Source organism: Sedimentibacter sp. MB35-C1 (genome assembly GCF_030913635.1).
GTDB lineage: Bacteria > Bacillota > Clostridia > Tissierellales > Sedimentibacteraceae > Sedimentibacter.
On record NZ_CP133188.1, the window covers coordinates 848,555 to 874,640 of the forward strand.

The following is a 26,086-nucleotide window of genomic DNA, read 5'->3' on the forward strand; positions in this document are numbered from 1 at the left end:
TCCACACCTGTGGATAAAATTGTTAACAACTTTCATAATTTGAAAAAACTAAGAAATGTTTTTGTCAAGTAGTTTTTACAAAAATCAACAAAAAAAGAAACGTTCAAATTTCAACGTTTGTAAAAAAGGAGTTATCAACAGCTTATCCACATTTGTGGATAAGTTCATAAATTATATCTTGAGTATAAATATAAATGAAAATATAATAATTTAATTTACATCATTCGACATTCATACAGTTTTATGTATTATATAATATATGTATTCCGGAAATTCATTTGCAGCAAATGTAAAAAATTATAACTGAACGGCAAACTTAAGAAAAAGAGAGTAAAGGTTTGGGATTATTCGGGGGAATATGTGCGAAGGTTTATATTTGCCGGCAAAAAATAATTTGGCAAGAATTTTTTTCTTGCCAAATTGTTTTTTTAACTAAGGGAATATTATAATTCGGGTTCGATAAGCCCGTAATTTTCATCATTTCTTTTATATACTACATTTACTTCTTCTGTATCTGCATTTAAGAAAACGAAGAAATTATGTCTTAATAAATCCATTTGTAGAATTGCTTCTTCTATGTTCATCGGTTTTATTGCAAATCTTTTGGTTTTTACAACCTTGAACTCCTGTTCTTCATCCTCTATATCAAGAGGTTCTATATTTTCAAATTTTATAGATTCGTTTGAATGTTTTTTATTTTGTAGTTTTGTTTTATGTTTTCGTATTTGTTTTTCTAATGACTCTACCGCTTCATCTATAGCGTTGTACATGTCATCACATGCTTCTTCGACACGTACTATTCTGCCATTGAAAGGAATTGTAACCTCCACCTTGTGAAATTTTTTCTCGATGCTGAGAACAACCTTAGCCTCGATATCCTGCTGAAAAAACTTATCTAGCCTCCTAATCTTTTTAATAGCTGCCTCCTTTAGCGCGTCGGTCAGTTGAATGTTTTTAGCATAAATGGATATTTTCATGCAGTCAGCCCCTTTCAAGTTATTTAGTTATTATACTATACTAAAATTTTACCCAAATATGAAACAAATAAACACCTAACTGCAAATATTTTATTTGTAGTTTACAAAGTACAAAAGAACATGACAAAATCGGTTTGTACAATGCGAAAAAGTGTCCTTTCAGGCGCTATGTGTCGGACGTTTTGCAAATAAAAAAAGATGCTTTTGCATCTTCTATTCCGCACTGTATGCCGGTTTCCGTTTAGCCATCTTCTTAAAATTTGACGCGTACTCAAATACTGCAATATACTTGTCCACATAGCTTACGATCCACGCTTCTTTTGATTTGGGCAAGCCAAAAGGAAACATGTGAGCTTTTATAATATTTTCTTCTTTTTCGTTTAAGTCAAAGTGTTTTATGGCATTGTCATATGCAATCAGAGGATGCACGATGGCATGCTTTATAGAGTCTGTTATAATTCTTAAACTTAAGCTCTTTTTAAATTTATATAAAAAGAAATCGTGAAGCAATGCTCCTCTAATTGTTGCTCTCCAGTCTAAGTTGTGTTTATATGCCATTCGGTACGCATAGAACGCAACCTTTAATGAGTGATCGAATACGCTCTCGTCGTGATGTTTAATTTTTCTCATCTGCTGATATTCTTCATGCTCAATAATCGGGCGTGCTATTTCTAAAAACCTAGAATCCAAATATATCATCGTACCATCCTTATGTTTTTTTTTGTTACAGGCAATGCCTATATAAATAATACTATTTCATAATATTACTATGAATACAAAAATGCAAGAAAAAAATATATTTTTTTATGGTAATGCAGGAATTTTATCGCAGTGTTTTTTTATAATTTCATGCATAAAAAAAGACCGCAAGCACCTTGATGCTTATTCGTTATATGTGATTACAATGCCCCTATTATTTTATTTATAAAAAATTAGATTTTTGTTTCTGCTAAAGGATTTAGAAACAGTAATTATTTATTTTTTAATATATTTTGGGATAAATTTTACTCAGCTAGAAAAACTAATGCAAACGAAACAATAGTACTCTAAGGAGGTTTAATTATGGAAAATTCAATGTTTTGTTATCAGTGTGAGCAAACATTAGGTGGAAAAGGTTGTGTGAAGTCAGGGGTATGTGGAAAAAATCCAATTGTTGCCAATTTGCAGGATGTGCTGATTCACGAATTAAAAGGTATCGGATTCTATGGTCAAAAAAATTTAGAAAAAGGGCTAAAGATTAGGAGTGAAATAAATAAATTTGTAGTTGACAGTATGTTTTCTACACTTACTAATGTCAATTTTGACCCAACTAGATTTGTAGAGTATATTAAAAAGGCAGAGAAAATAAAAGAAGAACTCAAAAATGCAGTTGGTGAGATTGAGAATGTACCTGAAGCAGCAAAATACAAAGCACCAAAAACTATGGAAGAGATGGTAGAAGAAGCGAAGAATATAGGTATAATGTCTGATAAAAATTTAGATATGGATATACGTTCTTTAAGGGAACTGTTAATATATGCATTTAAAGGAATGGCCGCCTATGCCCATCATGCTTATATACTGGGTAAATTTGATGATGAAGTGAATAATTTCTTCTATAAAGGGTTAGCTGGTACTATTGATGATAGCTTAACGGTTGAAGACTTATTTAATCTAAATATGGAACTTGGCAAAACAGATCTAAAATGCATGGAAATATTAGATTCTGCAGTTACCAGTACTTATGGTAATCCTGAACCAACAGAAGTATTGATAACAAAGAAAAAGGGTCCTTTTATTATAGTATCTGGACATGATTTAAAAGATTTAAAAGAACTGTTAGAACAAACAGAAGGTAAAGGTATAAATATATATACTCACTGTGAAATGCTTCCTGCAAATGCATACCCTGAATTGAAAAAATATAAGCACTTAATAGGAAACTTTGGAGGAGCATGGCAGAAACAGCAGGAAGAATTTGATGGAATCCCTGGATGCATATTGATGACTACTAACTGTGTACAAAAACCAAGGGAAAGCTATAAAGATAGATTGTTTACAACAAGTATAGTTGGTATGCCTGACTGTCCACATATAGACGAATCTAATGGAAAAAAAGATTTTACTTCTATTATTGAAAAATCATTGGAATTAGGTGGATGGCAGGAAGATGAAACTGAAAAGAGAATACCAATTGGTTTTGCACACAATGCTATTTTAAGTCATGCAAATGAAATCGTAAATGCAGTTAAAAATGGTGGAATTAAACATTTCTTCTTAATTGGAGGTTGTGATGGGGCAAGACCAGGCAGAAATTACTACACAGAATTTGCAGAAAAAACTCCAAAAGATACTATTATTTTAACTTTAGCCTGTGGTAAATTTCGTTTCAATAAACTTGATTTAGGAACGGTAGCAGGTTTCCCAAGAATACTTGATTGTGGTCAATGTAGTGATTCATATTCAGCTATTAAGGTTGCAGTTGCATTAGCAGAAGCATTTAACTGTGGAGTAAATGAATTACCACTTTCCTTAGTTCTTTCTTGGTATGAACAAAAAGCAGTTGGAATACTTCTTGCTTTATTATCATTAGGAATTAAGGACATCCGTCTTGGACCAACACTACCAGCATTTATTACACCCAATATACTGCAAGTATTAGTTGACAAATTTGATTTAAAACCTATTTCAACACCTGAACAAGATTTAGAAGCAATTTTAGGACAATAAGGTAAATTATAATATTTATTGTAAAAGATAGATTAAAAAATTAATAGGCTGTTGAATAATCAATAAAAATATTGTTCAACAGCTTTTTAATACAATAAGGTAGGTGTAATCATTTGGATGGAATTAAACTAATGTAATGGTACGCAGCTTTTCATAATAAGAGCCACCACCCCACATTCGCATGAAAAGAAGTGAGTATGGCGGCCTGAATTTTCGAATTTATGTTTATATTATCTGTATTGAACTCCTATGTATGATGCAGGATTTACAACGGATCCGTATTTTCTAACTTCAAAGTGAAGATGTGGTCCTGATGAAACTCCTGTTGTACCTACTGCTGCAATTATTTTTCCTTGATATACTTTTTCTCCCACAGATACATATATTTCGCTGCAATGTGCATATCTTGTAATAAATCCACCACCGTGGTCTATGTCGATCATGTAGCCGTAGCTTCCTGACCAGCCTGCAAATGTAACTGTACCTCCGTCAGCAGCTTTGATTGATGAACCTGATGCTTTTGCCATGTCCTGGCCTAAGTGAAAACCTCCGCTTCTGGAACCAAAACGCGATGAAATATATGAACCGGGCAGAGGATTTATAAAATAGCCCGTTCCTTTCTTAGGCGGTGGATCCTGGGTACCTGTAGTTACAATTTCACTTACGGGTTCGGATACAACTTTTTCTGACAAAACTTCTTTTGCTACCTGGATACCATTTTGTTCTGTTACCAACGCTTCTATTTTTGATATACCGTACTCACCTTTTCTGTCGACAACCTCTTCATCGTTGTACATGTAAGATACGTAGGTGTATTCAGTTTCATATTTCGTTTTTTCTTCTTGTGTTACTTTTCTTTTTACCTGAACGTTTAAAAATGGCTTCGGAACCACTAAATTCAGTTCATCTCCTATTTGTATCCAGTCAGGGTCTGAATTGGGGTTCGCAGAAATAAGCTCATCTAAAGTCATATTAAAATATTCTGCGATAGTCCAGTAAGTGTCTCCTTCTTCAACTATGTATTTTTGTTCTTCGTCGGTGCCTTTAATTATGTAATTTACTAATTCGTCTGCTTTTTTTATTTCTGTATTTGATGCTTTAACCTGCTCGATTTCCACATCTTCTATGGTATTAACTTCAACTATTGAATCTTCGTCATAGCCTTTGCTGAAATAATTTTTTACTTCTTCTATTACGTTTGTTGCTTCATATTCCGAATTGACTATTCCTATTTGTTCTGAGTTGATGTTTATTGAATATGCCAGTATGGAATAGTTCACTGTATTTTCAAGGATGTTGTATAGCTGTTCATCATTTACTACTTCATTGTCTCTTGCTTTTGATTTAACAACATCAAATTTATTTTCTATTGCTATGTCATGGTTGCGTGATTTTTCAAGATTATTTTCAAGCTTTAAAAGCACTGTATCCAACATTTCAGAATCTCTTAATTTGCATATCTCCTTGCCATCTTCAACTACACTGAAGCTGTCTGTTGAAAAAATATTGTTTTCGTGAGTTTTAAGGTAGTCTGATGCGTAGCTGCCGCTCAAAACCAAGACGGTGGCGCACGCTAATGCAATTGATCCTTTGACACGCTTGGTAAATTGTATTTTATGATTGAATTTTATCTTGTGATTAAAGACTTGTCTTAGTTTTTTTTCTGGGAGTTGTTTAAAGATTTTTACGGATTCTGGAATATTTGGTTTTTTAAATGGTAATTTTAATTTTTTCATAGTTTACTTCCTAGTAGTTTGTCGTTGTAAAATTATATCACTTAAGAAGAAAATACCGATTCTCTTTTAAATTAAAAAATGATATAATTAAATCGTAAAGTACAGTTTTTTAATTAATCATCTTGACACATTATACTCGAAATGAGTAAGGATTGTCAACGATTAAACAGAAAAATGTTTTCACAAAAACATAACAACATTATTACAATTTTATTACAATTTTTACGGACTATACCGTTAATAATAATATATTTTTTCCAAAAAGGAGTAAATTATGTATTTTATTCTTCAAGAAATGCAAATAGATTTAGGGGATACCCCTGTTGAAAATATATTTATAAATGATTACATGCCTGTTGCCGACGGCACTTATGTTAAAGTGTATCTTATGGGATACAAGTATGCTCGTGATAAACAGTCAAATTTCAACAATGAAACAATTGCCAAAAATTTAAAGCTTCCTTTGTCTGATGTGATGAGTGCGTGGGATTATTGGCAGAACGAAGGCATTATAATCAAACACGAAACTGACGATGAATACAACTATACCGTCGAATTTGTCAATTTGAAGCAATTGTACATTGATAATGTGTACAAGTACATTAAACAAAACAAAAAAAGGTCGGATTATGTCGATAATAACGAGCTTATTTCTTCGAGCAAAATTTCAGAAAATAAGAAAATGATGGAAGAAATAGAGGAAATGTACAGAAGACCGTTGAAAATCAGCGAAAAGCAAAAAATAGTATCTTGGCTGAACAATTACAAAATGAAGCCTGAAATTATGGCGCAGGCATTCAGCTACTGTATAAACAACAAGAAAGCAAAAAGGTTCAGCTATGTGGAATCAGTGGTTTCAGCGTGGCATGATGAGGGAGTAAATGACATTGATTCAATGGTAGAATATCTGGAGAAAAGAAACGACCGTTATTCAGTTTATTCCAGAATAAGTAAAGCCCTGGGATTTAACAGAATATTGACTGAGGCTGAAATGAAGATTATTGACAAATGGGTTGATGAGTGGGACTTTTCCATGGAAATGATTTTGAAGTGCTTGGATAATTCAACTAAGATAAACAACCCAAATCTTAATTATTTTGATAAAATTCTTAGTGATTGGAATAAAAATGGATTTAAAACGATTGAAGATTTAAAGAACGATGTAAAACCTGAGGCAAAAAAGGTAAAAAAACCTGGCAATACCGGAACTAAGGCAAGAAATAAATTTCATAATTTTGATCAGAAAATCAAGGATTATTCAGAAGAGGAGCTGGAAAGCATCGTAAAAAAAAGATTTGAGAAGAAACTCAACAAATTAGGACTTAACATGTCTGACGGAGGTGAGAACGATGAATAAGCAGATACTTGAAAATATTATGACGGATTACAACAAAAAGCGGCTTAAGGCAGCTAGGGAGGCAGAAGAAAGAAAAAAGAAACTTTATGAAGCATTTCCTGATCTGGAGGAAGCAGACAGGCAGATTATGCTTCTGAGTATTAAATTGTCCAGGCTGTTTATATCTGCTCCGGATAATTTGGAGGAACAGGTTTTGCAACTAAAAAAAGATATAGAGAGTCTAAAGAGAAACAGGACTAAAATTTATGAGGACAATAATATTCCTAAAGATTACATTGACATAAAATATGAATGCGAGAAGTGCAACGACACCGGATACACTGAGGACGGGAAAAGATGCAGCTGCCTGAACAAACAGATTATACGCGGCTTGTATAACATGTCCAACATGGTTCACATGCTGAACAAGGAGAACTTTGACACTTTTGATATAAATGTGTTCAGCAATGAAGTATATAAAAATGAAAGGCTTACACCGAAGCAAAATATGTACAACATACTTGAGGCAGCAGAAGATTTTTGCAACAACTTTCACAGAACCGGCATAAATCTTTTATTTTACGGAGGAACCGGGCTGGGAAAGACATTTATGTGCAATTGTATAGCTAAGGTTCTTATAGACAGGGAAGTTTCAGTTTTATATCAGACGTCTTTTTCGCTGTTTGAAATAGTTGAAAACCATAAGTTTAACAAGCAGTCGGAAACAGAAGAAAACAGAATATATTACAATATGATTTTTGAATGTGACTTGCTTATAATAGATGATTTGGGAACAGAGTTCAATAATTCCTTTACAAATGCAGAACTGTTTAATATAATCAACGAAAGGTTGATAACCGAAAAGAAAACAATAATTTCAACTAATTTATCGCTTGAACAGCTTGCCGAGACATATTCGGACAGAATTATGTCAAGAGTGTTCAATAATTTTGCTCCGCTTAAATTTTACGGCAAGGATTTAAGGTGGGAAAGCAAGTAATGAAAGGTGAATATATGAAACACAATTTAATATTCGGACACAAAACACCGGATACTGACAGCGTGTGTTCCGCAATAGCACTGGCGGAGCTTAAAAATGAACTGAATGAACTATCAATACCCTACATGCTGGGGAGTGCCAACAAAGAAACAGAATTTGTACTAAATTATTTTAACGTACAGGTTCCCCAGGTGCTGGATAATGTAAAAATTCAAATTAAGGATTTAGCTTATGATAGGGTCAAGCCCTTTAATAAAAACAATTCCGTGCATTTTGCATATTTTAATATGAACGAAAACAGGCTCAGGACACTGCCCATAGTGGATGAAGATGGGTATCTGTCCGGAATAATTACTATGAAGGATATAGCTATGAGCCTGATTAATACAGATCAGCAGCATCTGTGCACACTATATGATAATATAATTGAAACTCTCATAGGGAAAGCACTGCTTAAATTTGATGAAATAATTGACGGAGATATAACTGTAGCATCGTTTGAAGAAGATACTCTGAGGAGATCGAAACTGATTAACAAGGAGTCCATAGTAATCGTAGGCGACAGATACGATATTATCAGGTATGCAATTGAAACAGGAGTCAAATTGATCATAGTTACGGGAGATTTGGCAGTGCCGACGTATTTAATTGAATTGGCAGAAAAAAATAGAGTTAACATGATACTGACACCGTATAAGACATACTATACAGCAAAGAATATTTCTTTGTCCAAGTATGTAAAAGATATCATGAAGAGCGAAGATATCATGATGTTTACGGATGAGGATTATTTAAATGACTGCAAGGAGGATATAGAACAATCAAAGCATTCTAAATTTCCTATAGTGTCAAAGGACAAGAAATACCTGGGACTGCTCAGCAGAAATCATTTGATAAACCCTCAGAGAAAAAAAGTTATACTTGTTGACCATAATGAAATGAATCAAAGTGCGGACGGACTGGAAGAATCAGAAGTGCTTGAAGTAATAGACCATCACAAAATAGGCGATATCAAGACAGCAATTCCAATAATATTCAGAAACATGCCTGTAGGCAGTTCAAACACAATTATTTACAATATGTACAAAGAAAATAACGTAAGCATAAAAAACCAAACAGCAGGCCTTATGCTGTCCGGAATAATTTCCGATACGCTTTTGTTCAAATCTCCTACAACAACCGAGAGAGACAAACAAGCCGCAAAAGAGCTGTTGGAAATCGTAGATTTGGACTTGCATGAGTATGCAATGGAGATGTTCAAAGCAGGTACATCTCTCGAAGGAAAAACAATGGAGGAAATTCTGTTTCAGGATTTCAAGAAATTTAATCTTGTGTATAAGAATATAGGAATATCACAAGTGTTTACATTGGATATAAATCAGATTATGGACAGAAAGGATGAGTTTATCAAACTTATTGACGATGTTACATATGACAAAGACTATTTTCTTATAATAATGGCTGTTACCGACATAGTGAACGAAGGTTCGTACATATTTTATACTTCAGCCAGAGAAAGACTTGTAAAGACCATATTTGAAGAGGAAAATATATTTCAGGGAATTTATGCGGATAAATGTGTTTCGAGAAAAAAACAGATTGTTCCAATGGTTATAAATGCACTGAAACTTATACGACAGTAATAGTAAAAAATAAATGATCAAAAGTTATTCTGAATAAGAAATTTTAAGTCTTGTTCAGAATAATTTATTGCAAAATAAAAAACGTTTGCATAAATATTTAGAAAAATAATTAAAAAAAGTATTGACAAAGGATTTTTCTGTATGTATAATCATAAACATATTAAAAAGCTTTGACGGAGACAAAAATATCGTACTGTAGCTTCAGAGAGCCGGTGTGTGGTGAGAGCCGGTGTTACAAGATATAATGATCACTCCAGAGCTGCCAAGCCGAAATACAGTAGGCGAGGACGTGTTCCTGCGTTACAAGGATAGAGTTCAAAAAACAATAAGTTTTTTCGACTTGAATGAGGCGATATTTTTTTATCGTAAAATAGGGTGGTACCGCGAAAGACCTTTCGTCCCTATATACATCTAGATGTATATAGAGACGAGAGGTTTTTTTTATGCTTAATACTGTTTTCAAAATTTTTTCTGAAAATGGCTAGGTAACGGCACTTACTACCCCTCCTCTTAATTTCAAGTTGAAGCCAAAAGGAGGATTTAAATGTGCAGAACCATAAGCTTTAAAGTATCAATGGGAATGGATTCGGCGGTCAGAGTGCTGACGACTCTAAGGAGAAAGCAATTTGATGTTAGAGAATTCAGCATGGTTTCGCTGAATGAAAAAAATTCGGAGTTTAAAGTTACACTGGAGGAAAAAAAGAAGGAAAGCTTTGAAAGGGCAGTTCTTCAAATGCAAAAATTGGTTGACGTATATGACGTTGCCGAGGCTCAGTAATATTTGTGAATAACTGTAGAGGGATAATACAGATCATTTCAAAAACAAAAAATTAAGTTCATGGAGGAAGAAGAAAATGGGAAAAATGTATTATGATAATGATGCGGATTTAAAATATCTTGAAGGAAAGACGGTTGCAGTAGTAGGCTACGGAAGTCAGGGCCATGCTCATGCGCTTAACTTAAAAGAAAGCGGAGTAAATGTAGTAGTGGGATTGCAGGAAGGAAGCAGATCAAAGGCAAAAGCTGAATCTCACGGATTAACTGTTAAGACTGTTGCTGAAGCGGCAAAAGAAGCGGATGTTGTTATGATGCTTGCACCGGATACAGTACAAAAACAAATTTATGAAGAAAGTGTAGCTGCAAATCTTAAAGAAGGAAATGCCCTTGCTTTTGCTCATGGGTTTAATATTCATTATAATCAGATAGTTCCACCTAAAAATGTAGATGTATTCATGGTTGCCCCTAAGGGACCCGGACATTTAGTAAGGAGACAATATCTTGAAGGAAAGGGAGTTCCGGATGTATTTGCCGTATACCAAGATTATACAGGAAAATGTAGGGAACTTACACTTGCATATGCAAAAGGAATCGGCGGAACAAGAGCAGGTGTTATTGAAACGACGTTTAAGGAAGAAACAGAAACCGACCTGTTCGGTGAGCAGGCTGTTCTTTGTGGCGGCATAACTGAGCTGATCAAAGCAGGGTTTGATACACTGACTGGGGCAGGTTATCAGCCCGAGGTTGCATACTTTGAATGTCTGCATGAAATGAAACTTATAGTAGACCTGATTTATGAAGGCGGATTTGAAAATATGAGATATTCAATAAGCGATACCGCAGAATACGGTGATTATGTAACAGGAACAAAAATTGTAACAGAAGATACCAGAAAGGCAATGAGAAATGTATTGAAAGATATTCAGGACGGTACATTTGCTTATGATTGGATATCTGAAAATAAAGTAGGAAGACCTAGATTCATGGCAATGAAAAACATGGAATTGCAGCATCCGTTAATCAAGACGGGCAAAGAGCTGAGATCTATGATGTCATGGATAGGAAAACCTGCAGAAGGACAGGAATAATAAGTACTTGGGTTAGGCCGAAAAATTGGAGGATAAAATGAAACTGTCAGGCTCACAGATAATATTAAGGGTACTAAGAGAAAAAGGAATAGACACTTTATTCGGGTATCCCGGCGGAGCTGTAATACCTTTCTTCGATGCTCTATATGATGAACTTGATTATTTTAAGGTATTGAGACCTGCGCATGAACAGAACGGAGTTCATGCCGCAGACGGATACGCCAGAAGCACAGGAAAACTTGGGGTATTTGTTGCAACATCCGGACCTGGGGCAACAAATACCATAACAGGAATCGCAAACGCGTATATGGATTCTGTTCCGCTGTTAGTAATAACAGGTCAGGTTGCAAATACACTTATAGGAAAAGATTCTTTTCAGGAAGTTGATATAACGGGTATGACTCTGTCGGTTACAAAGCACAGCTATCTTGTTCGAAACGTTGAAGATCTGGAGGACGTTATAAGAGAAGCCGCAGAAGTTGCAATGGAAAAAAGACCGGGTCCGGTGCTTGTGGATGTTCCTAAAGATGTGTTCATGAGCTTATGTGAATTCAAAGGAAGCGGCACCGGTGAAGACTTTGAAGAGAAAGAGCATGTAAGAGGCAACCTTGAACTGGCGGCTGAGCTTATAAACAGCTCTCAAAAGCCCGTAATATATGCCGGCGGGGGCGTCAGAATTTCCAAGAATGATGATCTTCTTCTGAAATTTGCGGAAAAAACAGGGATACCTGTATGTAACAGCTTTATGGGGCTGGGAACTATTCCTAGGAATCACAAGCTTTCATTGGGATTTGTAGGAATGCACGGTTCAACTGAAACTAATATGGCGGTTACAAACTGCGACCTGCTTATAGCAATGGGAGCACGCTTCAGTGACAGAGTTATCGGAAGCCCGGACAAATTTGCTCCGGGGGCCAAAATAATACACATAGATATTGATTCCACGGAAGTAGACAAGAATACCTACGAAAGTATTCCGCTTATAGGTGAAATGAAAGAAATACTTGAAAGGCTTCTTGAAAAAGCCGAGGAAAAAGACAGAAGCGGCTGGCTGAATGAGATAATGTCTAAAAGGCAGAAAAAAAATATCGAAGGTCAATTTATTCCGGAGAACATATTGAAAAAAGTTAACAGCTATTACAGTGTGGATACAGTTGTTGCAACAGATGTGGGGCAGCATCAGATGTGGACCGGTCAGTATTGGAATTTTAACAGGTCGGATGAGTTTATAACATCCGGTGGTCTGGGGACAATGGGTTTTGGAATTGGAGCTGCAATGGGAGCACAGATAGGAAACCCAAATAAAAAAACGGTTCTTGTTACCGGAGACGGAAGTTTTAGAATGAACTGTGAAGAATTAGTTACAATTTCAAGATATAGGCTTCCTGTTAAAATAATATTGCTTAACAACAATACGTTGGGCATGGTTCGTCAATGGCAGAGAATGTTCAGCAATGCGAGGTATTCCGAAACAGATAACCATGACGATGTGAACTACCAGATGCTTGCCGGCTCTTACGGCATAAAATCATTTAAGGCAGAATCAATGGAAGAGTTGGAAAATGCTCTTGAAAGCACCTGCGGTGTCAATGAACCCGTATTGATTGAATGCAGAATTGACCATGACTGCAGCGTTTATCCCATAGTTCCGCCTGGAAGGCCCATAGACGAGTTGTTAATAAGCGGATAATTGTTAAGACTTTCCTGACTATAAAAAATAAAAAAGCGTCATGCTCAGTTGAACTGACTCATGTCAATTAGACAATTAATTTAATTAAATATTAGACCATAGTTTCGATATTCTAAAGAGACTGTATAAAGTTTCGTATAAATGGTAACCACAAAAGCGAGGAGGTATTATCATGAAACACGAAACTTTTTTACGTGAGGAAAAGACACAGGAATTGGCAAAATTTATAGCAAAGAATTGAGAAAACTTGAATGATGTGCAAAATTTATTAAAAGAATTTTTTAAAGGAAAAATTGAAGAAATGCTTGAATCAGAGATGGATGAACATTTTATGATATGATAAACATTTTGTCGAAGGAAAATGCAGTGGAAACAGTCGTAATGGATACAATAAACCTTACAAAGTGAATATGGTGAGATACCAATTAATGTACCTCGTGACAGAAGCGGAGAATTTTCTCCAAAGGCAATAAGTAAATTCAAAACTAAAACCGTTGATATAGGAAACCGTATCATTGCAATATATGCAAAAGGTATGAGCAATAGGTATATTGAAAATGAGGGAACAATAATAGGGCAATCATTTTTTGACCGCCCAATCACCGTATAAAGTACAACAAGCGTTTGGGGCGTACACCTTTTTCACTTTTTAGAAAACTTTCCTATTGAAGGACAAAAAAACATCTACCTTATTATTAAGAATTACATATCTTCAGCGTAATACTTGAAATTTGGGAATTTTACTCCAAAATGTCTTAGTATTGATTTTGCTGCTCCATCTGAATTTTTATCTCTTATAAACTCTACAATATCCTTGTGAGTGGAATAAAAATCACTACCGTCGGTAGTTGTTATCTGCTCGCCAATAAGATCGATTATGCTTTCATAGAAGTTTATAAGCAGCGGATTTCCGGTTATTCGTATAAGTTCAAGATGGAATTCATTGTTTAGAAGAATTCTTTCTTTAAGTGTTTTAGGGCCTTCCATACGGGAAATAATTTCATCCAGAAGAGCAAGTTGCTCTTCTGTTCTTTTGCGTGCCGCTATTTTTACATTTTGTACTTCAATGATATATCTTACTTCTAATATGTCGTCCATATTTCCGTGAGCGGCATAGAATGAAAGAATTATGGGATTGAATATCTTGTTCTGGCATGGAAGAATATAGTTCCCGTCTCCACGACGCGATTCAACAATACCCATAGCTTCAAGTATACTTATTGTCTGCTTGAGGGCAGGACGACTTACTCCCATCATTTCTGCAATCTGTCTTTCAGGAGGAAGCTTTTCACCTGGCTTAAGCTCTCCGTCTTTTATAAGTTGAGTTATCTGTTTAAGTATTTTATTTGTTACCTTTTCGCTTGGTTCTATTTCTGTAAACATTCCCGTTCCTCTTTGTTATATTTGAGTTTTATTTTCAGGATTGAATATCATAATTTAATAATCTTTCAACATTTGCGTTATTTTAAACATTATACCATCTATTACTGTTTAAATCAAGAAACCATTGTTCTTTCAACAAAAACAAATAAAAATACTTTTAGGTAAATACCTTTAGTCTGACTATATATTCAACGAGTTCTATGATAATATAAATCATTTCTTCCATGATAACAAAAGTAAGAATGAACAAAAGCTCATTCTTACTTAATAAAATATTATTTTTATGATTTATATTACATGTAAACGCCTACACCGGGTCCAAGTGGCAAGCCAAGTACCATCCATATAACCAAAAGAACTGCCCAGAAAATTAGGAATCCTACAGAATATGGAAGCATTGTGGAAATCATTGTGCCAATACCTGTATCTTCATCATATTTTTTTGCAAAAGCAAGAATAAGTGGAAAGTAGTCCATTAATGGAGTAATTATATTTGTGCTGGAGTCACCTATTCTGAATGCTGCCTGTGTCATTTCAGGAGAAATATTGAGTCCCATAAACATCGGAATAAACACTGGTGCCATTATAACCCATTTAGCAGAAGCAGAACCCATAAACAAATTTAGTAAACTTGCAAGAATTACAAAGATAACCATTAAAAGTGGAGGCCATATTCCAATTGAACCAAGAAATTTAGCACCTTTTAAAGCTATAATAATGCCAATATTCGTTTTTTCAAAATAAGATATAAATTGTGATGCAACAAAAGCAAGTGCAATATATCCACCCATTGTAGACATACTTTTCCCCATTTGTGCTGCAATATCTTTTTCCGACTTATATACACCAGTAATTTTCCCATAAATAACTGAAGGTACAAAAAACATTATTGTAATAATAGGAATTATTCCTTTCATAAGAGCAGATCCACTTACAAGGCTACCTGTTTGTATATTTCTCAGAAATGAAGTCTTAGGAATACAAAGTAAAAATAAACCAATAAGCATTGCAAAAAGAACTATACTTGATACTTTAAGAGCTTTATTCTCTATTTGACTCATATTACCAAGTTCCATTTCACTTTGCGTAACTTGTGCCTTACTCTTATCGTATATACCCAGTCTTGGTTCAACTATTTTTTCAGTGATAATAGTGCCTACAATCGTTATGACTACTGTTGAGGCCATCATAAAAAACCAGTTTCCTGTAGGGTCGACAACATACGAAGGATCAAGAATCCTCGCTCCTTCTGTGCTAATGCCAGAAAGAAGGGGATCGATTGCACCTATTAAAAGGTTAGCACTGAATCCACCTGATGCGCCAGCAAAAGCTGCTGCCATTCCTGCAAGAGGATGCTTATTATAAGACATAAAAATAATCGCACCAAGTGGGACTAGTACAACATATCCAACAACCGAAGCTACATTAGACATGATTCCAAGGAATACTACTACTGGAACTATTAATCTTTTTGGTGTAACCGATACTGTTTTTTTAACAGCAGCACTTATAAATCCACTTCCTTCTGCCATACCTATACCAAAGGTAACTACAAGAACTACACCTAAAGGTGCAAATCCTGTAAAATTAGATAACATGCTTGTAAGTATATATACAAGCCCTTCTTTTGAAAGCAGGTTATTAACTGTAATTTTTTGCATTTCAACTTCATTTGTTACTCTGTTTAAAATTTCACCCGATGCTGACCATTCAACAGAAGCCCCAATAAATGATAGAAGCAATACAAATATTGCCAGGTAGAAGAACAGAGTGACTGGATGAGGTAGCTTGTTGCCAGCTATCTCAACTCTGTCAAGAGTTCTGTTTAAAAAATTTTTCTTTCTCTTTGTTTTTTCCATAGATATTCGCTGAAAATTCGCTTTCAGCATTCCTCCTTATAACAAAATTATATTTCTAATAAAGTATCTTTCGGTGCCTTTGTAAGATTACGTCCTCCTTTTTCTTTTTCTATTAACAGAAGATCTTCAATTCTTATTCCGCCCCAATTTTCTATATATATGCCCGGTTCAACAGAAACAATAGTATTTTCCGAAAGTATATAATCACTTTGAGGATGAAGCCTTGGCTTTTCATGAACTTCCATACCAATACCATGACCAAGGCCGTAGTCAAAACAACCTTTGTCCAGTTTTTTTGTAATAATATTTCGAGAAAATGCATCAGCCTCTCTGCATGTCATTCCTGCTTTAATATTTTCGAGCGCCATAATTTGTGCTTTTAATACAAGATTATACATTTCCTTTTGTCTGTCATCAGCATTGCCCATTACAATAGTTCTAGATGTGTCAGAGCAATATCCATTAAGTACAACACCAAAATCCATAAGGACTAAATCACCTTTTTTAATAACCTTTTCAGTAGGTGCACAATGTGGCATAAAGCATCTTGATCCTGAAGATAATAATGTATCAAACGAAAACCCTTCTGCACCCATATGCATTAATATATCATTGAATATATTTCTTGCTTGTTTTTCCGTCATTCCAACTTTAATGAAATTAAGAAATTCTAAATATGCTTTATCTGCAAGATCAACAGCTTGCTGAATAAATTCCACCTCTTTTTCCGTCTTAATCATACGTACATCTTCAATAAATTGAGGCATATCTACAAGTTCTACGCCGGAAAATTTTTTTACAAGCATATCATAATCATATTTAGATGTTGTTGTCGACTCATATCCTAAAGATTTAATGCCTTTACTAAAGCTTGTTTTTACAATTTCATCAATACCACCAAAAAACACAGTATATTCTGAATAAATATTTTTAAAATATTTTATATTTCTTGAAGGTGTTGCAAGAAAAACTTCTTCTGCCGTTATAAGTAAAATACCTGGCAGATAATAGTTTCCCTTGCTACAAAGATAATTTCTGTTTGCATCATTACGCACAATATAGGCATCTACATTGCTCTCTTTTACTTTTTTCATTACTCTTCTGTACATATTCATACTCCTTTTATTAAATTTCGAATTACCTTTTAGTTTGAATTTAATCTTTTATATTTATTTTTTCTCTTAACATATAATTTAATTCATTTTATATAGCAAGCTATATATAGCTAATTCAAATGCGAAATATTGTCAATAATTTTTATAGTATCAATTATTACAAATAATTAGTAATAAATTGACACATTAATAAATACTGTTTTTTGTCTAATATAAATTACAAAAGTTACATCATAATTTGTAAAACATTATAAGTGTTAAGCATTATAAGCCCACCAAGAACAAGTGTAAAAAAAGTTTCAACATTATTGTTAGACATTTTTTTTGATGCTATTAATCCTGCGATTGCTCCTATTACACCACCTGTGCACATAACGTAAAGAGACAAGGTGTCAAATGATGGTACAGTATTTGTTCTTAAAGTAGTTACAAAGCTTGTAACCTGGGAAAAAAGAATAATAAAAAGTGAATTTTTGGCTGTAACCTTTGGTGACATAGAAAAAAAGTAGTAAAGTACAGCAATATTTATTGGACCGCCTCCAATTCCAAGAAAACATGAAACCATGCCCAGCAAAAGCCCAATGACAAAGCACAAAAATGGGTTCATAAGTGTAAGTGTTTTGATTTTTCCTTGATTTGTTATATAAATAAATACAAGAAAATTAATAATAAGTAGCATAACGGATTGTACAAGAGCAATGTTTCCAGTATAAGCTGAAAAAAGACTTTTGCCTATATATCCTCCATTAGCAGCACCTACTGCTAGCCAGATACTTACTGCATAGTTAAGCTTTACTTCTCCCTTAAGTCCTCTTATAAACGAGAATAGAGCCATAGACAAAACTGTACATCCGGACATAAAGCTTATAGTGCTTGCTGAAAGCCCGCTTATGGCATCCATAACAGGCTTTATTATAATTCCTCCGCCTATACCGCTTATAGCCCCTATGGTGGAAGCGATAAATGCTATAAGAAAATAAAATATAAACATAATATTCTCCAGTAATTCTTCTTGATTATTTTTAATGTCAAATATTTACAATTTTTTCATTCTTTGTTTTTGCAATACCAAAGCCTGTGAAGCCCCAGATTATAGCAAATATGAAACCTGTGTAACAAAATATAGTCCAAGGCAGATAATCCCATGTTGCAACGCCGAGGGTTGCCGCCATGTATGCACCGCCTGACCAAGGTACGAGCGGAATTACACATGTTCCTGAATCCTCCAAAGTTCTGGAAAGGTTTTTCGCATCCAAACATCTTTCTTTAAAAGCATCCTTAAAAAGTTCGCCACAGAGAAGAATTGGAATATATGCGTTTCCCACAACTATAGTAACAATAAATGTTGCTATAACTGTTACAAGAATAAGCGTGCCGTCACTGCAAGAATAATGGTGAGGAAAGAGCATAGAAGAAGTAAAACTTCTACGCTGTAACGATATTTACCAAAACCTACTCCCATAACAACTGCCATAACTATTATGGGTAGAACTGCTATAAAAAAGGGTGACGTTTTCTTAGTTTTCCATAAGTTTCTTCCATTGATTTTTTTTAATTAATCATCAATTGAAACACCGAAAGTTTCGGTCATCTTTTTATATTCCTGTGAGAACTTTTCTGTAATAGAGCCTGGAACCTTATGACCTATCTTTTTACCATCAATCATCTTTATAGGAACAACTTCGCCAACTGTACCACAAATAAATACTTCGTCTGCATTGTAATATTCAGAAATAGATACGTTTCTTTCTTGAACTTCCATTCCAAGATCCTTTGCAATTTGTATCATTGTTTTTCTTGTTATGCCTGGAAGCTGTGAGTCCAGAGTAGGTAGAACGAGTGCACCGTCTTTTATAAGCTGAAGGTTTGTTGAGTTTGTCTCAGCAACATATCCATTCTGGTCAAGCATAATTGCTTCATCTGCACCCTGCCTCATTGCTTCGCAAGCCGCCATGATCTGATTAAGCTGATTGCAGCAATGGATTTTTGGATCCATATACTGTGGATTATATCTCTTGAGCCAAGTAGTTATAAGTGTAATCCCATCTTTATTGAATATAGGTGGTTTTTCATCAACACATATAACAATTGATGAATTTGTTATATTGAGGGTAGGATGCATACCTGTCTGTGCCTTAAAGCCTCTTGTTACTTGCAATCGCATGTGTATATCATGTATGCCTGCCTCTATGTTCTTTTTAACAAGCTCTTTAACAACTTGTTTCATTTCGTCCTGTGTCATTCCGATATTAATACCAAGTGTGTAACATGATTCATAAAGACGTTTAATGTGTTCTTCTAAGCGATAGACTCTTCTATCATATGCACGTATACCTTCATAAACGCCATCACCGTGCTGAAATCCCGAATCATAAACAGAAATTACTGCCTCTGACTTTTTCACATATTCTCCGTTTACATAAAGAATTGTGTCTGCAATTTTTTCACCGTTAAGAACAATGCTGCCATCTGGTGTGAGCTGTGATAATTTGTACATAATTATTCTCCTTATAATTTTGGATAATTGGTATTACCAATTATCCAAAATTATAATATTAAATATACATAAAGTCAAACGTTTTTCTATTTTAAATAAAACTTTTTTTAAATTCGTTAGGCTACAAAAAAGTTAATTCACAAAAAATTCTTAATAAGGGCATATATACAAAGGAACAGATACATTAAAATATAAAAAGCGTGGGCCAAGGTCAGGAATTGATGAAAGTAATTTAACTGAAATTGAGAAGTTAAAGCTTCAACTTGTAAAAAGAAATAGCATTAAAGAAAAGAAGAGAATACGAAAAGAAATTTCGCTTTTGAAAGTAAGGTTAGAAGCAGAGTACAAAGCAGTAGATTTTTTTAAAGATAAAGGTTATCTAGTAGCCAACTATGTAAGATTCTAGATGTTTCAAGAAATGGATATTACAAATATAAAAGTAGGATAAAATCTGAAAAAGAAAAACAAGATGAATTGTTCAATTATGGATATTTATGATAACAGTATTATTGAATTATCATTTAAGAAGAACAACAATAATATTGTTTGATAAAGCCATCAATAAGTATGTTGATGCAAAGTTTATATTTCATAGCGATAGAAGATTCCAGTATACTGAAAATATCTTTGAAAATAAAATTGAAAAAGCTGGAACGTATGTCTAAGGTTGGTGAGTACATAGATAATGGGCCTATGGAAGGATTTTTCGGCGCATTAAAATTCGAGATATTTTATGGAAAAAGGATTTCAAAAAAACTAGGATGCATGGCTCCTTTAGAATATCTAAACTATGCATCCATATGTGTCTAATATTTAAATTGTCTACTTGACATGAGTCATGCTCAGTTATTTCTGAACATGACATTTTTTATAGTCTTATTAAATTAAGACGATAGATTTTTCTAAAGTTATAGGAAGCATTTATAAACAGTGCCGAAAAAACAAAGTATAAAAAAATAATTTTAGTTGTTTCGGCTGTAGCATATACAGCCATTTGAACCAGCGGATGAATTATACTTGCTAAAATTATTGATACAATTCCCCACATAAGTGAAAAATCAAGGCAGACATATGAATGAAAATTAAAGGGTAGGTTGCTGTAATCCCACATTTTGTGGTCAAAAACCCTGTCTAAAATTCGTCCGGATGCATATTCAAGGACAGTTACGGCCAGCATACTTCCCACAGTAGCAAGAATCAAGGCTGCAAGGCGGCTGGTGATCGTAATTTCCGTGAAGATAAATATCTGGATTATGGCTAGGCCGCAAATTCCGTAAAGAGGGCAGAACATATTTGTCAAAAAACCTCTGCTTATGACTAATCTCCTTTCCGCGGCACTTCTAAACACAGTTTCCAGAATAAAACCTAAAAATCCGTAGACAAAGAAAAACATCAACATATTTATCAAATTATATTGCATGATATCTCTCCTTTTTTACTTGTTAAAAGTATTTTTTGAATTAATCGAAGAAATATCCTTTGGTTTTTATGCCAATATGTTCATAATGAAGAAAGTTTCAACAGCTGCTATTTTTTTATATATTTTTTTAGTTCATTAATAGATGATAATTTAACGCTTCTGGTTAAAATAAGTCCCATTAAATACAAAAGCATGCATATTATTATGGAAGAAATCAACGGAAATATTTGATTTGGAGAGTTTGCCATAAAAATATTGTATGAAAATTTAGAAATAAATCCGGCTGCTGCTCCTGAAGCAACAGGCTTAAAAATCCAGTTTGAGATATCAAATACTATGCATGAAACCTGCAGAAGCCTTGTGAGATACAGTATTGTATTGAGTATGGTGGTTATGAACAACGAAAATAAGTATGCGTTAAACCCGTAGACAGGTACAAAGAAATATATTATGGATATTTTGAGTGCCGATTCAATTATATTTATTTTGAATGAGCTCATCTGCTCACCCAGTGCATTGAGCATAGATGATATGACCATGTTTAGATACATAAACGGGCATACGAAGGATATTATTTTTATCATGACGCCAACCTGAGAATCGTTGTAAACCACAGTGGCTACTTCTTTTGGAAACGCTACAAATACGGCAACTACCAATATTCCTGAAATGGAGGTGAAATGAAGTACCTTTGAAAGAGTGCCGGAAACTTTCTTTTCATTAGAAGCGGCGTTATCACCTGCCACAGCAGGAATTAAAATTGATGACAGAGATGTCAGGAATGAAGAAGGAAAAAATAAAATCGGCAAAACCATGCCCTTAATCATTCCGTAAATGCTCATAGCAGCAGCCGGGGATAAGCCAAATAAAAGCAGTCTGGCAGGAATAAGCGTGTTTTCAACCGTCCTCAAAATAGCATTTAAATAAGATGTAGCAGAAAGAGGAAGGGATATTCCTAGAATTTTAAAAATCATGTTATCAGCTTTTATATTAGATTTTTTGAATGGTTTTTTATCAAAAATATAAAAAAACCAGGTTAATATGAGGGAAAATAATTCTTCGACGGTCATGCCTATGGCAACTGCGGCGCAGCCGTATTCAATTCCTTTCGGCAGAAAAATATCCATTATATAAAATATAACCGCAATTCTTACCAGCTGTTCTGCAACCTGAATAACTGCCGGCTTTGTTATTTTGCCCACAGCATAGAAATACCCCTTGTAGCAGTTTGAAACAGCTATGAAAGGTAGACTGGGAACAAGGTATAAAAGCGCCATGGTTGTGCGGCTGTCGTTAAGTATGCTGCCGCCCATGTAGTCTGCGAAGTAATACAAAATAAAAGCAGAAGCAAACCCTGTGAATGCGGAAAGCACCAGAGACTGACGAAGCACGCGTTTGGCATTGTTGAAATTTCTCAGCGCCAGCTCTTCTGATATAAGTCTTGAAACAGCAACTCTTATCCCAGCTGTTGCAAGAGTCACCATCAGCAGGTACACGGAAAGTATCAGCTGGTACAATCCCATACCTTCGGCTCCCAAGACATTGGCAAGATAGATGCGAAACAGTATTCCAACAACTCTTACAACGGTTGTTGCGGCAGTCAATATTAACGTTCCGAAAATAATATTTTCCCTTCTCATAGTCCACCTCTAAAAATATGTTCCATATAATAATATGCTTTATACTTCAATTAATGAGGAAAAGTAGGGTAGATAAATTGTTTGTTCGGACAATATAACGTATCTGGTGCGATTTATTGTACTAAAGTGTTGTAATATAGTCTGATTTATTGTATAATTGATTTACTAAACTAAGGAAGGTTTAATATTTTGGCAGATCCGTTAATTAGTATAAGCAATAAACTGAGGAAAACCCGCTTCGAAATGGAACTTACACTTGAAGAAACCTCTGCCTTGACCGGAGTGAGCAAGGCAATGCTTGGACAGATTGAAAGAGGTGAATCTACTCCGACCATATCAACACTATGGAAAATTTCTACAGGATTGAAAATATCCTTTTCCGAGCTGCTCAGCTCTGATAAGGAAGATGATAATGCCGTTGTTATCGGAGAGCTTGATCCGGTTTATGAATCAGAGGATAAAATGGTGCTATACAATGTTTTTCCGTTTAATCCGCTGTCAGGTTTCGAATATTTTTATATAAAGCTTCTTCCGGGAGCACATCACGTGTCACCGCCTCACAAGGCATCTACGGTTGAGTATATAGTTGTTACGGAAGGCATTCTTGAGGTTGTGGTTGACGGAAGGAAGCATGTTTTAGAAGCACCTGCCGCACTGACGTTCAGAGCAGATAAATGTCATGAATACAATAATCCGTATGATGCGGAAGTGGTATTTCAAAACATCGTTAAATATTGATATAAGTAGCGCTGAGTCAGTTCTCGGCGTTATATTTTAACATCAGCATATGTTATAACGCACACAGAATGTTAAAACAAACTAATAATAGGAGGAAATTATATGACAACCGAAAGAATTGAAAGAATCAGGCAGAACTATATTAAGTCTAAGCCTTCTGTCTCATACGAAAGGGCAAGAATATGGACAGAATCACATAAGAAAACGGAGGGACATTCAGTGCCTATCAGAAGGGCTGTGGCTTTCAAAGATGCCTGTGAGCAGCTTGCAGTAAATATATATGACGACGAGCTGATTGTGGGAGCAATCGGGGAATTCAGGAAGTGCGGTATTTTAACTCCCGAATTCTCGTGGGTGTGGGTTGACAGAGAAATGGATAATTTCGATAAAAGGGTGCAGGACCCTTATATTATGACAGATGAGCAAAGAAATTATGTTAGAAAAAATATATTTCCTTACTGGAAAGGAAAATCTCTTGAAGAATCATTCTTAGCTCAGCTTCCGAAAGAAACAGCAAAGGTTGTGGTAGATACAGGCTTTGTAGACAATGACTCTAAGTGGCGTCAGGCAGTGGGAGAAATAACTCCCGACTACCAGGATGTATTGTTTAAAAAAGGCTTTGGGGGAATACTCAAAGAAGCAAAAATTCACATGATGGAGTTAAATCCGGCGTCAGCTGATGATATGAAAAAAATTGAATTTTATAAATCAGTTATACTTACTTCAGAGGGTATAATATCCTATGCAAATAGATATGCCGAAAAGGCGAGCCAACTGGCGGAGAAAGAAAAAAGCGGTGCAAGGAAGAATGAGTTGCTGAAAATATCTCAAATATGCAAAAATGTGCCTGAAAATCCGCCGGAAACCTTCTACGAAGCTATACAGTTCGTGTGGTTCACTCAGGTAGGAGGAATACTTTCAGAAAATCCACTTGCTTTAAATATAGGAAGGTTTGACCAGTTTATGTATCCCTATTACAAGCATGATATTGACGAAGGCATAATGTCAAAGGAAGAAATACAAGAATTAATAGAAGCTTTTTGGCTTAAACTTTCGGAATGGGTATGGACCATATCTGCAAATACTGCGGAATTTTTTGCCGGCTACAACCAGTTTCAAAATCTGACAGTTGGAGGAAAGACAAGAGAAGGAAAGGATGCCACAAATGATTTGTCATATATGGCTCTTAAAGCAACGGAAGAAATTAAGACGCACCAGCCCGGATTGAGCGTGAGAATTCATCAGGACAGTCCCAGAGAATTTGTAGATGCTGTAACGCACCTAGTGAGCAAGGGAACGGGATTCCCGGCAATACACAGCGATCAGGCAGGATACCAGATGTTAATAAACGCCGGATATGAGCCTGAAGATGCCAGAGATTGGAACAATTGCGGGTGTGTGGTTCCTCACTTCCGCAAAACAGGCGAATGGACATCTGCCGCAAATATTAACTTCACAGCAGCGCTTGAGTTTGCATTGAACCGCGGGTTCAGCAGAATAATCGGTGAAAAGATAGGGCTTGACGAAAAAGATCCTGGGTTATTCAAAAGTTATCAAGATGTTGAAAATGCATTTTATAAACAGTTTGACAATCTTATAAAACATTCCGTAATATCGACAATTGTTGCTCAGAAGCTCCATAAGCAGCTTGTTCCCAGACCGTTTTTATCTTCATGCATGGAGAACTGCCTTAAGGATGGAGTGGATTTAGTTGATGCCGGAGCAAAATATAATATCGGGCCTGTACTGACAGGAATAGGGCTTGCCGTTACATCAAATTCTCTGGCTGTAATCAAGAAGCTGGTTTTTGAAGATAATATAACGGATATTAAGACTCTTGCAGATGCTTTGAATGCTAACTGGGAAGGCTACGAAGAACTTAGACAGATGGCACTAAATGTTCCAAAGTACGGCAACGACGTAGATTATGTTGATGATATAGCCATAAAGATGGCAAACTATTATTACAAGGAATGCCATAAATACAAGGATATAAACGGAAACAATTTTATTACGGCATTTATGGGAATATCCAATTATCTTCCTACAGGCAAGGTGGTGGGAGCTACACCGTGCGGCAGAAGGGCTAAGGAACCTTTGTCTGAAGGAGTTTCACCATTTGCAGGCTCGGACACATCAACACCTTTGGCGGCAATGCGCTCTGCAGCTAAATTGAATCAGGATGTGCATTCCGGAGGTACGCTTTTGAACCTGAGATTAAGCCAGGATCTTGTAAACACAAAGAGAGGACAGAGCAATCTGGGAAGTATGATACAGACATTCTTTTCACTGGGAGCGTTCCATGTTCAATTTAATACCATTTCTACCGAAACTCTCATAAAAGCGCAGGAGCATCCGGAAAATTACAAGGATCTTCTTGTGAGAGTGGCAGGCTACAGCACACAATTTGTTAACCTGTCAAAGAGCATGCAGGATGCAATTATTGCAAGGACATCACACGAAAAATTTTAGGAGAAG

21 protein-coding genes, 1 pseudogene and 1 other annotated feature are annotated in these 26,086 nt (G+C 35.2%); of the genes and pseudogenes, 11 read left to right on the forward strand and 11 right to left on the reverse strand.

The window, feature by feature from the left end:
• Nucleotides 1-443 precede the first annotated feature (443 nt).
• Both hpf and RBQ61_RS04020 read right to left on the reverse strand, forming a co-directional pair.
• Complete coding sequence (gene hpf, locus RBQ61_RS04015) at nt 444-977, reverse strand: ribosome hibernation-promoting factor, HPF/YfiA family (protein ID WP_308139237.1); 534 nt, start codon at nt 975-977, stop codon at nt 444-446.
• 213 nt (nt 978-1,190) lie between these two features.
• On the reverse strand, nt 1,191-1,676 hold the full coding sequence (locus RBQ61_RS04020; protein WP_308139238.1) for an HD domain-containing protein: 486 nt from the start codon (nt 1,674-1,676) through the stop codon (nt 1,191-1,193).
• Between the two features lie 363 nt (nt 1,677-2,039).
• On the opposite strand from RBQ61_RS04020, the gene hcp reads away from it, so the two are divergent.
• Nucleotides 2,040-3,686 (forward strand): hydroxylamine reductase, encoded by a 1,647-nt coding sequence (hcp, locus tag RBQ61_RS04025; RefSeq protein WP_308139239.1) that lies wholly within the window; start codon nt 2,040-2,042, stop codon nt 3,684-3,686.
• 230 nt (nt 3,687-3,916) lie between these two features.
• Here the strand turns inward: hcp and RBQ61_RS04030 are convergent, their stop codons facing one another.
• Nucleotides 3,917-5,422: a M23 family metallopeptidase gene (locus tag RBQ61_RS04030; protein ID WP_308139240.1), complete on the reverse strand. Its 1,506-nt coding sequence runs from the start codon at nt 5,420-5,422 to the stop codon at nt 3,917-3,919.
• Between the two features lie 274 nt (nt 5,423-5,696).
• Here RBQ61_RS04030 and RBQ61_RS04035 point away from each other — a divergent pair, with 274 nt between their 5' ends.
• From RBQ61_RS04035 to RBQ61_RS17630, 7 genes and pseudogenes are all read left to right on the forward strand, one after another.
• On the forward strand, nt 5,697-6,779 hold the full coding sequence (locus RBQ61_RS04035) for a DnaD domain-containing protein (protein ID WP_308139241.1): 1,083 nt from the start codon (nt 5,697-5,699) through the stop codon (nt 6,777-6,779).
• Nucleotides 6,772-7,758, forward strand: coding sequence for an ATP-binding protein (locus tag RBQ61_RS04040; RefSeq protein WP_308139242.1), 987 nt, complete (start codon nt 6,772-6,774; stop codon nt 7,756-7,758). The genes RBQ61_RS04035 and RBQ61_RS04040 overlap by 8 nt, the downstream gene beginning before the upstream one ends.
• 14 nt (nt 7,759-7,772) lie before the next feature.
• On the forward strand, nt 7,773-9,401 hold the full coding sequence (locus RBQ61_RS04045; protein WP_308139243.1) for a putative manganese-dependent inorganic diphosphatase: 1,629 nt from the start codon (nt 7,773-7,775) through the stop codon (nt 9,399-9,401).
• A gap of 161 nt (nt 9,402-9,562) precedes the next feature.
• Nucleotides 9,563-9,807: a binding site (T-box leader), on the forward strand.
• Nucleotides 9,808-9,945: 138 nt separating this feature from the next.
• Entirely contained in the window at nt 9,946-10,179 is a 234-nt protein-coding gene (locus tag RBQ61_RS04050) for an ACT domain-containing protein (RefSeq protein WP_213923949.1), read from the forward strand.
• Between the two features lie 76 nt (nt 10,180-10,255).
• Nucleotides 10,256-11,266: a ketol-acid reductoisomerase gene (gene ilvC / locus RBQ61_RS04055; protein WP_308139244.1), complete on the forward strand. Its 1,011-nt coding sequence runs from the start codon at nt 10,256-10,258 to the stop codon at nt 11,264-11,266.
• 37 nt (nt 11,267-11,303) lie between these two features.
• Complete coding sequence (ilvB, locus tag RBQ61_RS04060) at nt 11,304-12,956, forward strand: biosynthetic-type acetolactate synthase large subunit (protein WP_308139245.1); 1,653 nt, start codon at nt 11,304-11,306, stop codon at nt 12,954-12,956.
• Nucleotides 12,957-13,365: 409 nt separating this feature from the next.
• A pseudogene (locus RBQ61_RS17630) lies at nt 13,366-13,566 on the forward strand (transposase); the annotation flags it as partial.
• A 92-nt stretch (nt 13,567-13,658) separates the two neighbouring features.
• On the opposite strand, the gene RBQ61_RS04065 reads toward RBQ61_RS17630, so the two are convergent.
• The 6 genes from RBQ61_RS04065 to RBQ61_RS04090 form a co-directional block, all read right to left on the reverse strand.
• The gene (locus tag RBQ61_RS04065; protein ID WP_308139246.1) at nt 13,659-14,339 is read right to left on the reverse strand and encodes a FadR/GntR family transcriptional regulator; all 681 of its coding nucleotides are present in this window, start codon (nt 14,337-14,339) and stop codon (nt 13,659-13,661) included.
• Between the two features lie 293 nt (nt 14,340-14,632).
• A complete protein-coding gene (locus RBQ61_RS04070) occupies nt 14,633-16,198 on the reverse strand; it encodes an AbgT family transporter (RefSeq protein ID WP_308139247.1) in 1,566 nt (521 codons plus the stop codon).
• Between the two features lie 47 nt (nt 16,199-16,245).
• Nucleotides 16,246-17,307, reverse strand: a complete 1,062-nt coding sequence (locus tag RBQ61_RS04075) for a Xaa-Pro peptidase family protein (protein ID WP_308139248.1) — start codon at nt 17,305-17,307, stop codon at nt 16,246-16,248.
• 232 nt (nt 17,308-17,539) lie between these two features.
• Nucleotides 17,540-18,304 (reverse strand): sulfite exporter TauE/SafE family protein, encoded by a 765-nt coding sequence (locus tag RBQ61_RS04080; protein ID WP_308139249.1) that lies wholly within the window; start codon nt 18,302-18,304, stop codon nt 17,540-17,542.
• Nucleotides 18,305-18,341: 37 nt separating this feature from the next.
• Nucleotides 18,342-18,722 carry a Na+/H+ antiporter NhaC family protein gene (locus RBQ61_RS04085; RefSeq protein ID WP_374049898.1) on the reverse strand — a complete coding sequence of 127 codons (381 nt, stop codon included), beginning with the start codon at nt 18,720-18,722 and terminating at the stop codon, nt 18,342-18,344.
• Between the two features lie 146 nt (nt 18,723-18,868).
• Nucleotides 18,869-19,810, reverse strand: coding sequence for an aminotransferase class IV (locus tag RBQ61_RS04090; RefSeq protein ID WP_308139250.1), 942 nt, complete (start codon nt 19,808-19,810; stop codon nt 18,869-18,871).
• Nucleotides 19,811-20,377: 567 nt separating this feature from the next.
• On the opposite strand from RBQ61_RS04090, the gene RBQ61_RS04095 reads away from it, so the two are divergent.
• Nucleotides 20,378-20,620 carry a hypothetical protein gene (locus RBQ61_RS04095; RefSeq protein WP_308139251.1) on the forward strand — a complete coding sequence of 81 codons (243 nt, stop codon included), beginning with the start codon at nt 20,378-20,380 and terminating at the stop codon, nt 20,618-20,620.
• Between the two features lie 58 nt (nt 20,621-20,678).
• Here RBQ61_RS04095 and RBQ61_RS04100 read toward each other — a convergent pair whose 3' ends face one another.
• Nucleotides 20,679-21,230 (reverse strand): putative ABC transporter permease, encoded by a 552-nt coding sequence (locus tag RBQ61_RS04100; protein WP_308139252.1) that lies wholly within the window; start codon nt 21,228-21,230, stop codon nt 20,679-20,681.
• Nucleotides 21,231-21,337: 107 nt separating this feature from the next.
• Nucleotides 21,338-22,870 (reverse strand): polysaccharide biosynthesis protein, encoded by a 1,533-nt coding sequence (locus RBQ61_RS04105; protein WP_308139253.1) that lies wholly within the window; start codon nt 22,868-22,870, stop codon nt 21,338-21,340.
• Between the two features lie 189 nt (nt 22,871-23,059).
• Between RBQ61_RS04105 and RBQ61_RS04110 the strand changes: the two genes are divergently transcribed.
• Together RBQ61_RS04110 and RBQ61_RS04115 are read left to right on the forward strand one after the other, a co-directional pair.
• Entirely contained in the window at nt 23,060-23,608 is a 549-nt protein-coding gene (locus RBQ61_RS04110) for a helix-turn-helix domain-containing protein (protein ID WP_308139254.1), read from the forward strand.
• A gap of 102 nt (nt 23,609-23,710) precedes the next feature.
• Nucleotides 23,711-26,080 (forward strand): pyruvate formate lyase family protein, encoded by a 2,370-nt coding sequence (locus tag RBQ61_RS04115; RefSeq protein WP_308139255.1) that lies wholly within the window; start codon nt 23,711-23,713, stop codon nt 26,078-26,080.
• Nucleotides 26,081-26,086 lie beyond the last annotated feature (6 nt).

What these genes read in the sequence shown, in the direction of transcription:
- ilvB (WP_308139245.1), top strand. Translation starts at nt 11,304, where the DNA reads ATGAAACTGTCAGGCTCACAGATAATATTAAGGGTACTAAGAGAAAAA.
- RBQ61_RS04095 (WP_308139251.1), top strand. Translation starts at nt 20,378, where the DNA reads ATGTTGATGCAAAGTTTATATTTCATAGCGATAGAAGATTCCAGTATA.
- RBQ61_RS04030 (WP_308139240.1), bottom strand. Translation starts at nt 5,422, where the DNA reads ATGAAAAAATTAAAATTACCATTTAAAAAACCAAATATTCCAGAATCC.
- RBQ61_RS04050 (WP_213923949.1), top strand. Translation starts at nt 9,946, where the DNA reads ATGTGCAGAACCATAAGCTTTAAAGTATCAATGGGAATGGATTCGGCG.
- RBQ61_RS04040 (WP_308139242.1), top strand. Translation starts at nt 6,772, where the DNA reads ATGAATAAGCAGATACTTGAAAATATTATGACGGATTACAACAAAAAG.
- ilvC (WP_308139244.1), top strand. Translation starts at nt 10,256, where the DNA reads ATGGGAAAAATGTATTATGATAATGATGCGGATTTAAAATATCTTGAA.
- RBQ61_RS04075 (WP_308139248.1), bottom strand. Translation starts at nt 17,307, where the DNA reads ATGTACAGAAGAGTAATGAAAAAAGTAAAAGAGAGCAATGTAGATGCC.
- hcp (WP_308139239.1), top strand. Translation starts at nt 2,040, where the DNA reads ATGGAAAATTCAATGTTTTGTTATCAGTGTGAGCAAACATTAGGTGGA.
- RBQ61_RS04070 (WP_308139247.1), bottom strand. Translation starts at nt 16,198, where the DNA reads ATGGAAAAAACAAAGAGAAAGAAAAATTTTTTAAACAGAACTCTTGAC.
- RBQ61_RS04105 (WP_308139253.1), bottom strand. Translation starts at nt 22,870, where the DNA reads ATGAGAAGGGAAAATATTATTTTCGGAACGTTAATATTGACTGCCGCA.
- RBQ61_RS04100 (WP_308139252.1), bottom strand. Translation starts at nt 21,230, where the DNA reads ATGCAATATAATTTGATAAATATGTTGATGTTTTTCTTTGTCTACGGA.
- RBQ61_RS04085 (WP_374049898.1), bottom strand. Translation starts at nt 18,722, where the DNA reads ATGCTCTTTCCTCACCATTATTCTTGCAGTGACGGCACGCTTATTCTT.
- hpf (WP_308139237.1), bottom strand. Translation starts at nt 977, where the DNA reads ATGAAAATATCCATTTATGCTAAAAACATTCAACTGACCGACGCGCTA.
- RBQ61_RS04065 (WP_308139246.1), bottom strand. Translation starts at nt 14,339, where the DNA reads ATGTTTACAGAAATAGAACCAAGCGAAAAGGTAACAAATAAAATACTT.
- RBQ61_RS04020 (WP_308139238.1), bottom strand. Translation starts at nt 1,676, where the DNA reads ATGATATATTTGGATTCTAGGTTTTTAGAAATAGCACGCCCGATTATT.
- RBQ61_RS04090 (WP_308139250.1), bottom strand. Translation starts at nt 19,810, where the DNA reads ATGTACAAATTATCACAGCTCACACCAGATGGCAGCATTGTTCTTAAC.
- RBQ61_RS04080 (WP_308139249.1), bottom strand. Translation starts at nt 18,304, where the DNA reads ATGTTTATATTTTATTTTCTTATAGCATTTATCGCTTCCACCATAGGG.
- RBQ61_RS04045 (WP_308139243.1), top strand. Translation starts at nt 7,773, where the DNA reads ATGAAACACAATTTAATATTCGGACACAAAACACCGGATACTGACAGC.
- RBQ61_RS04115 (WP_308139255.1), top strand. Translation starts at nt 23,711, where the DNA reads ATGACAACCGAAAGAATTGAAAGAATCAGGCAGAACTATATTAAGTCT.
- RBQ61_RS04035 (WP_308139241.1), top strand. Translation starts at nt 5,697, where the DNA reads ATGTATTTTATTCTTCAAGAAATGCAAATAGATTTAGGGGATACCCCT.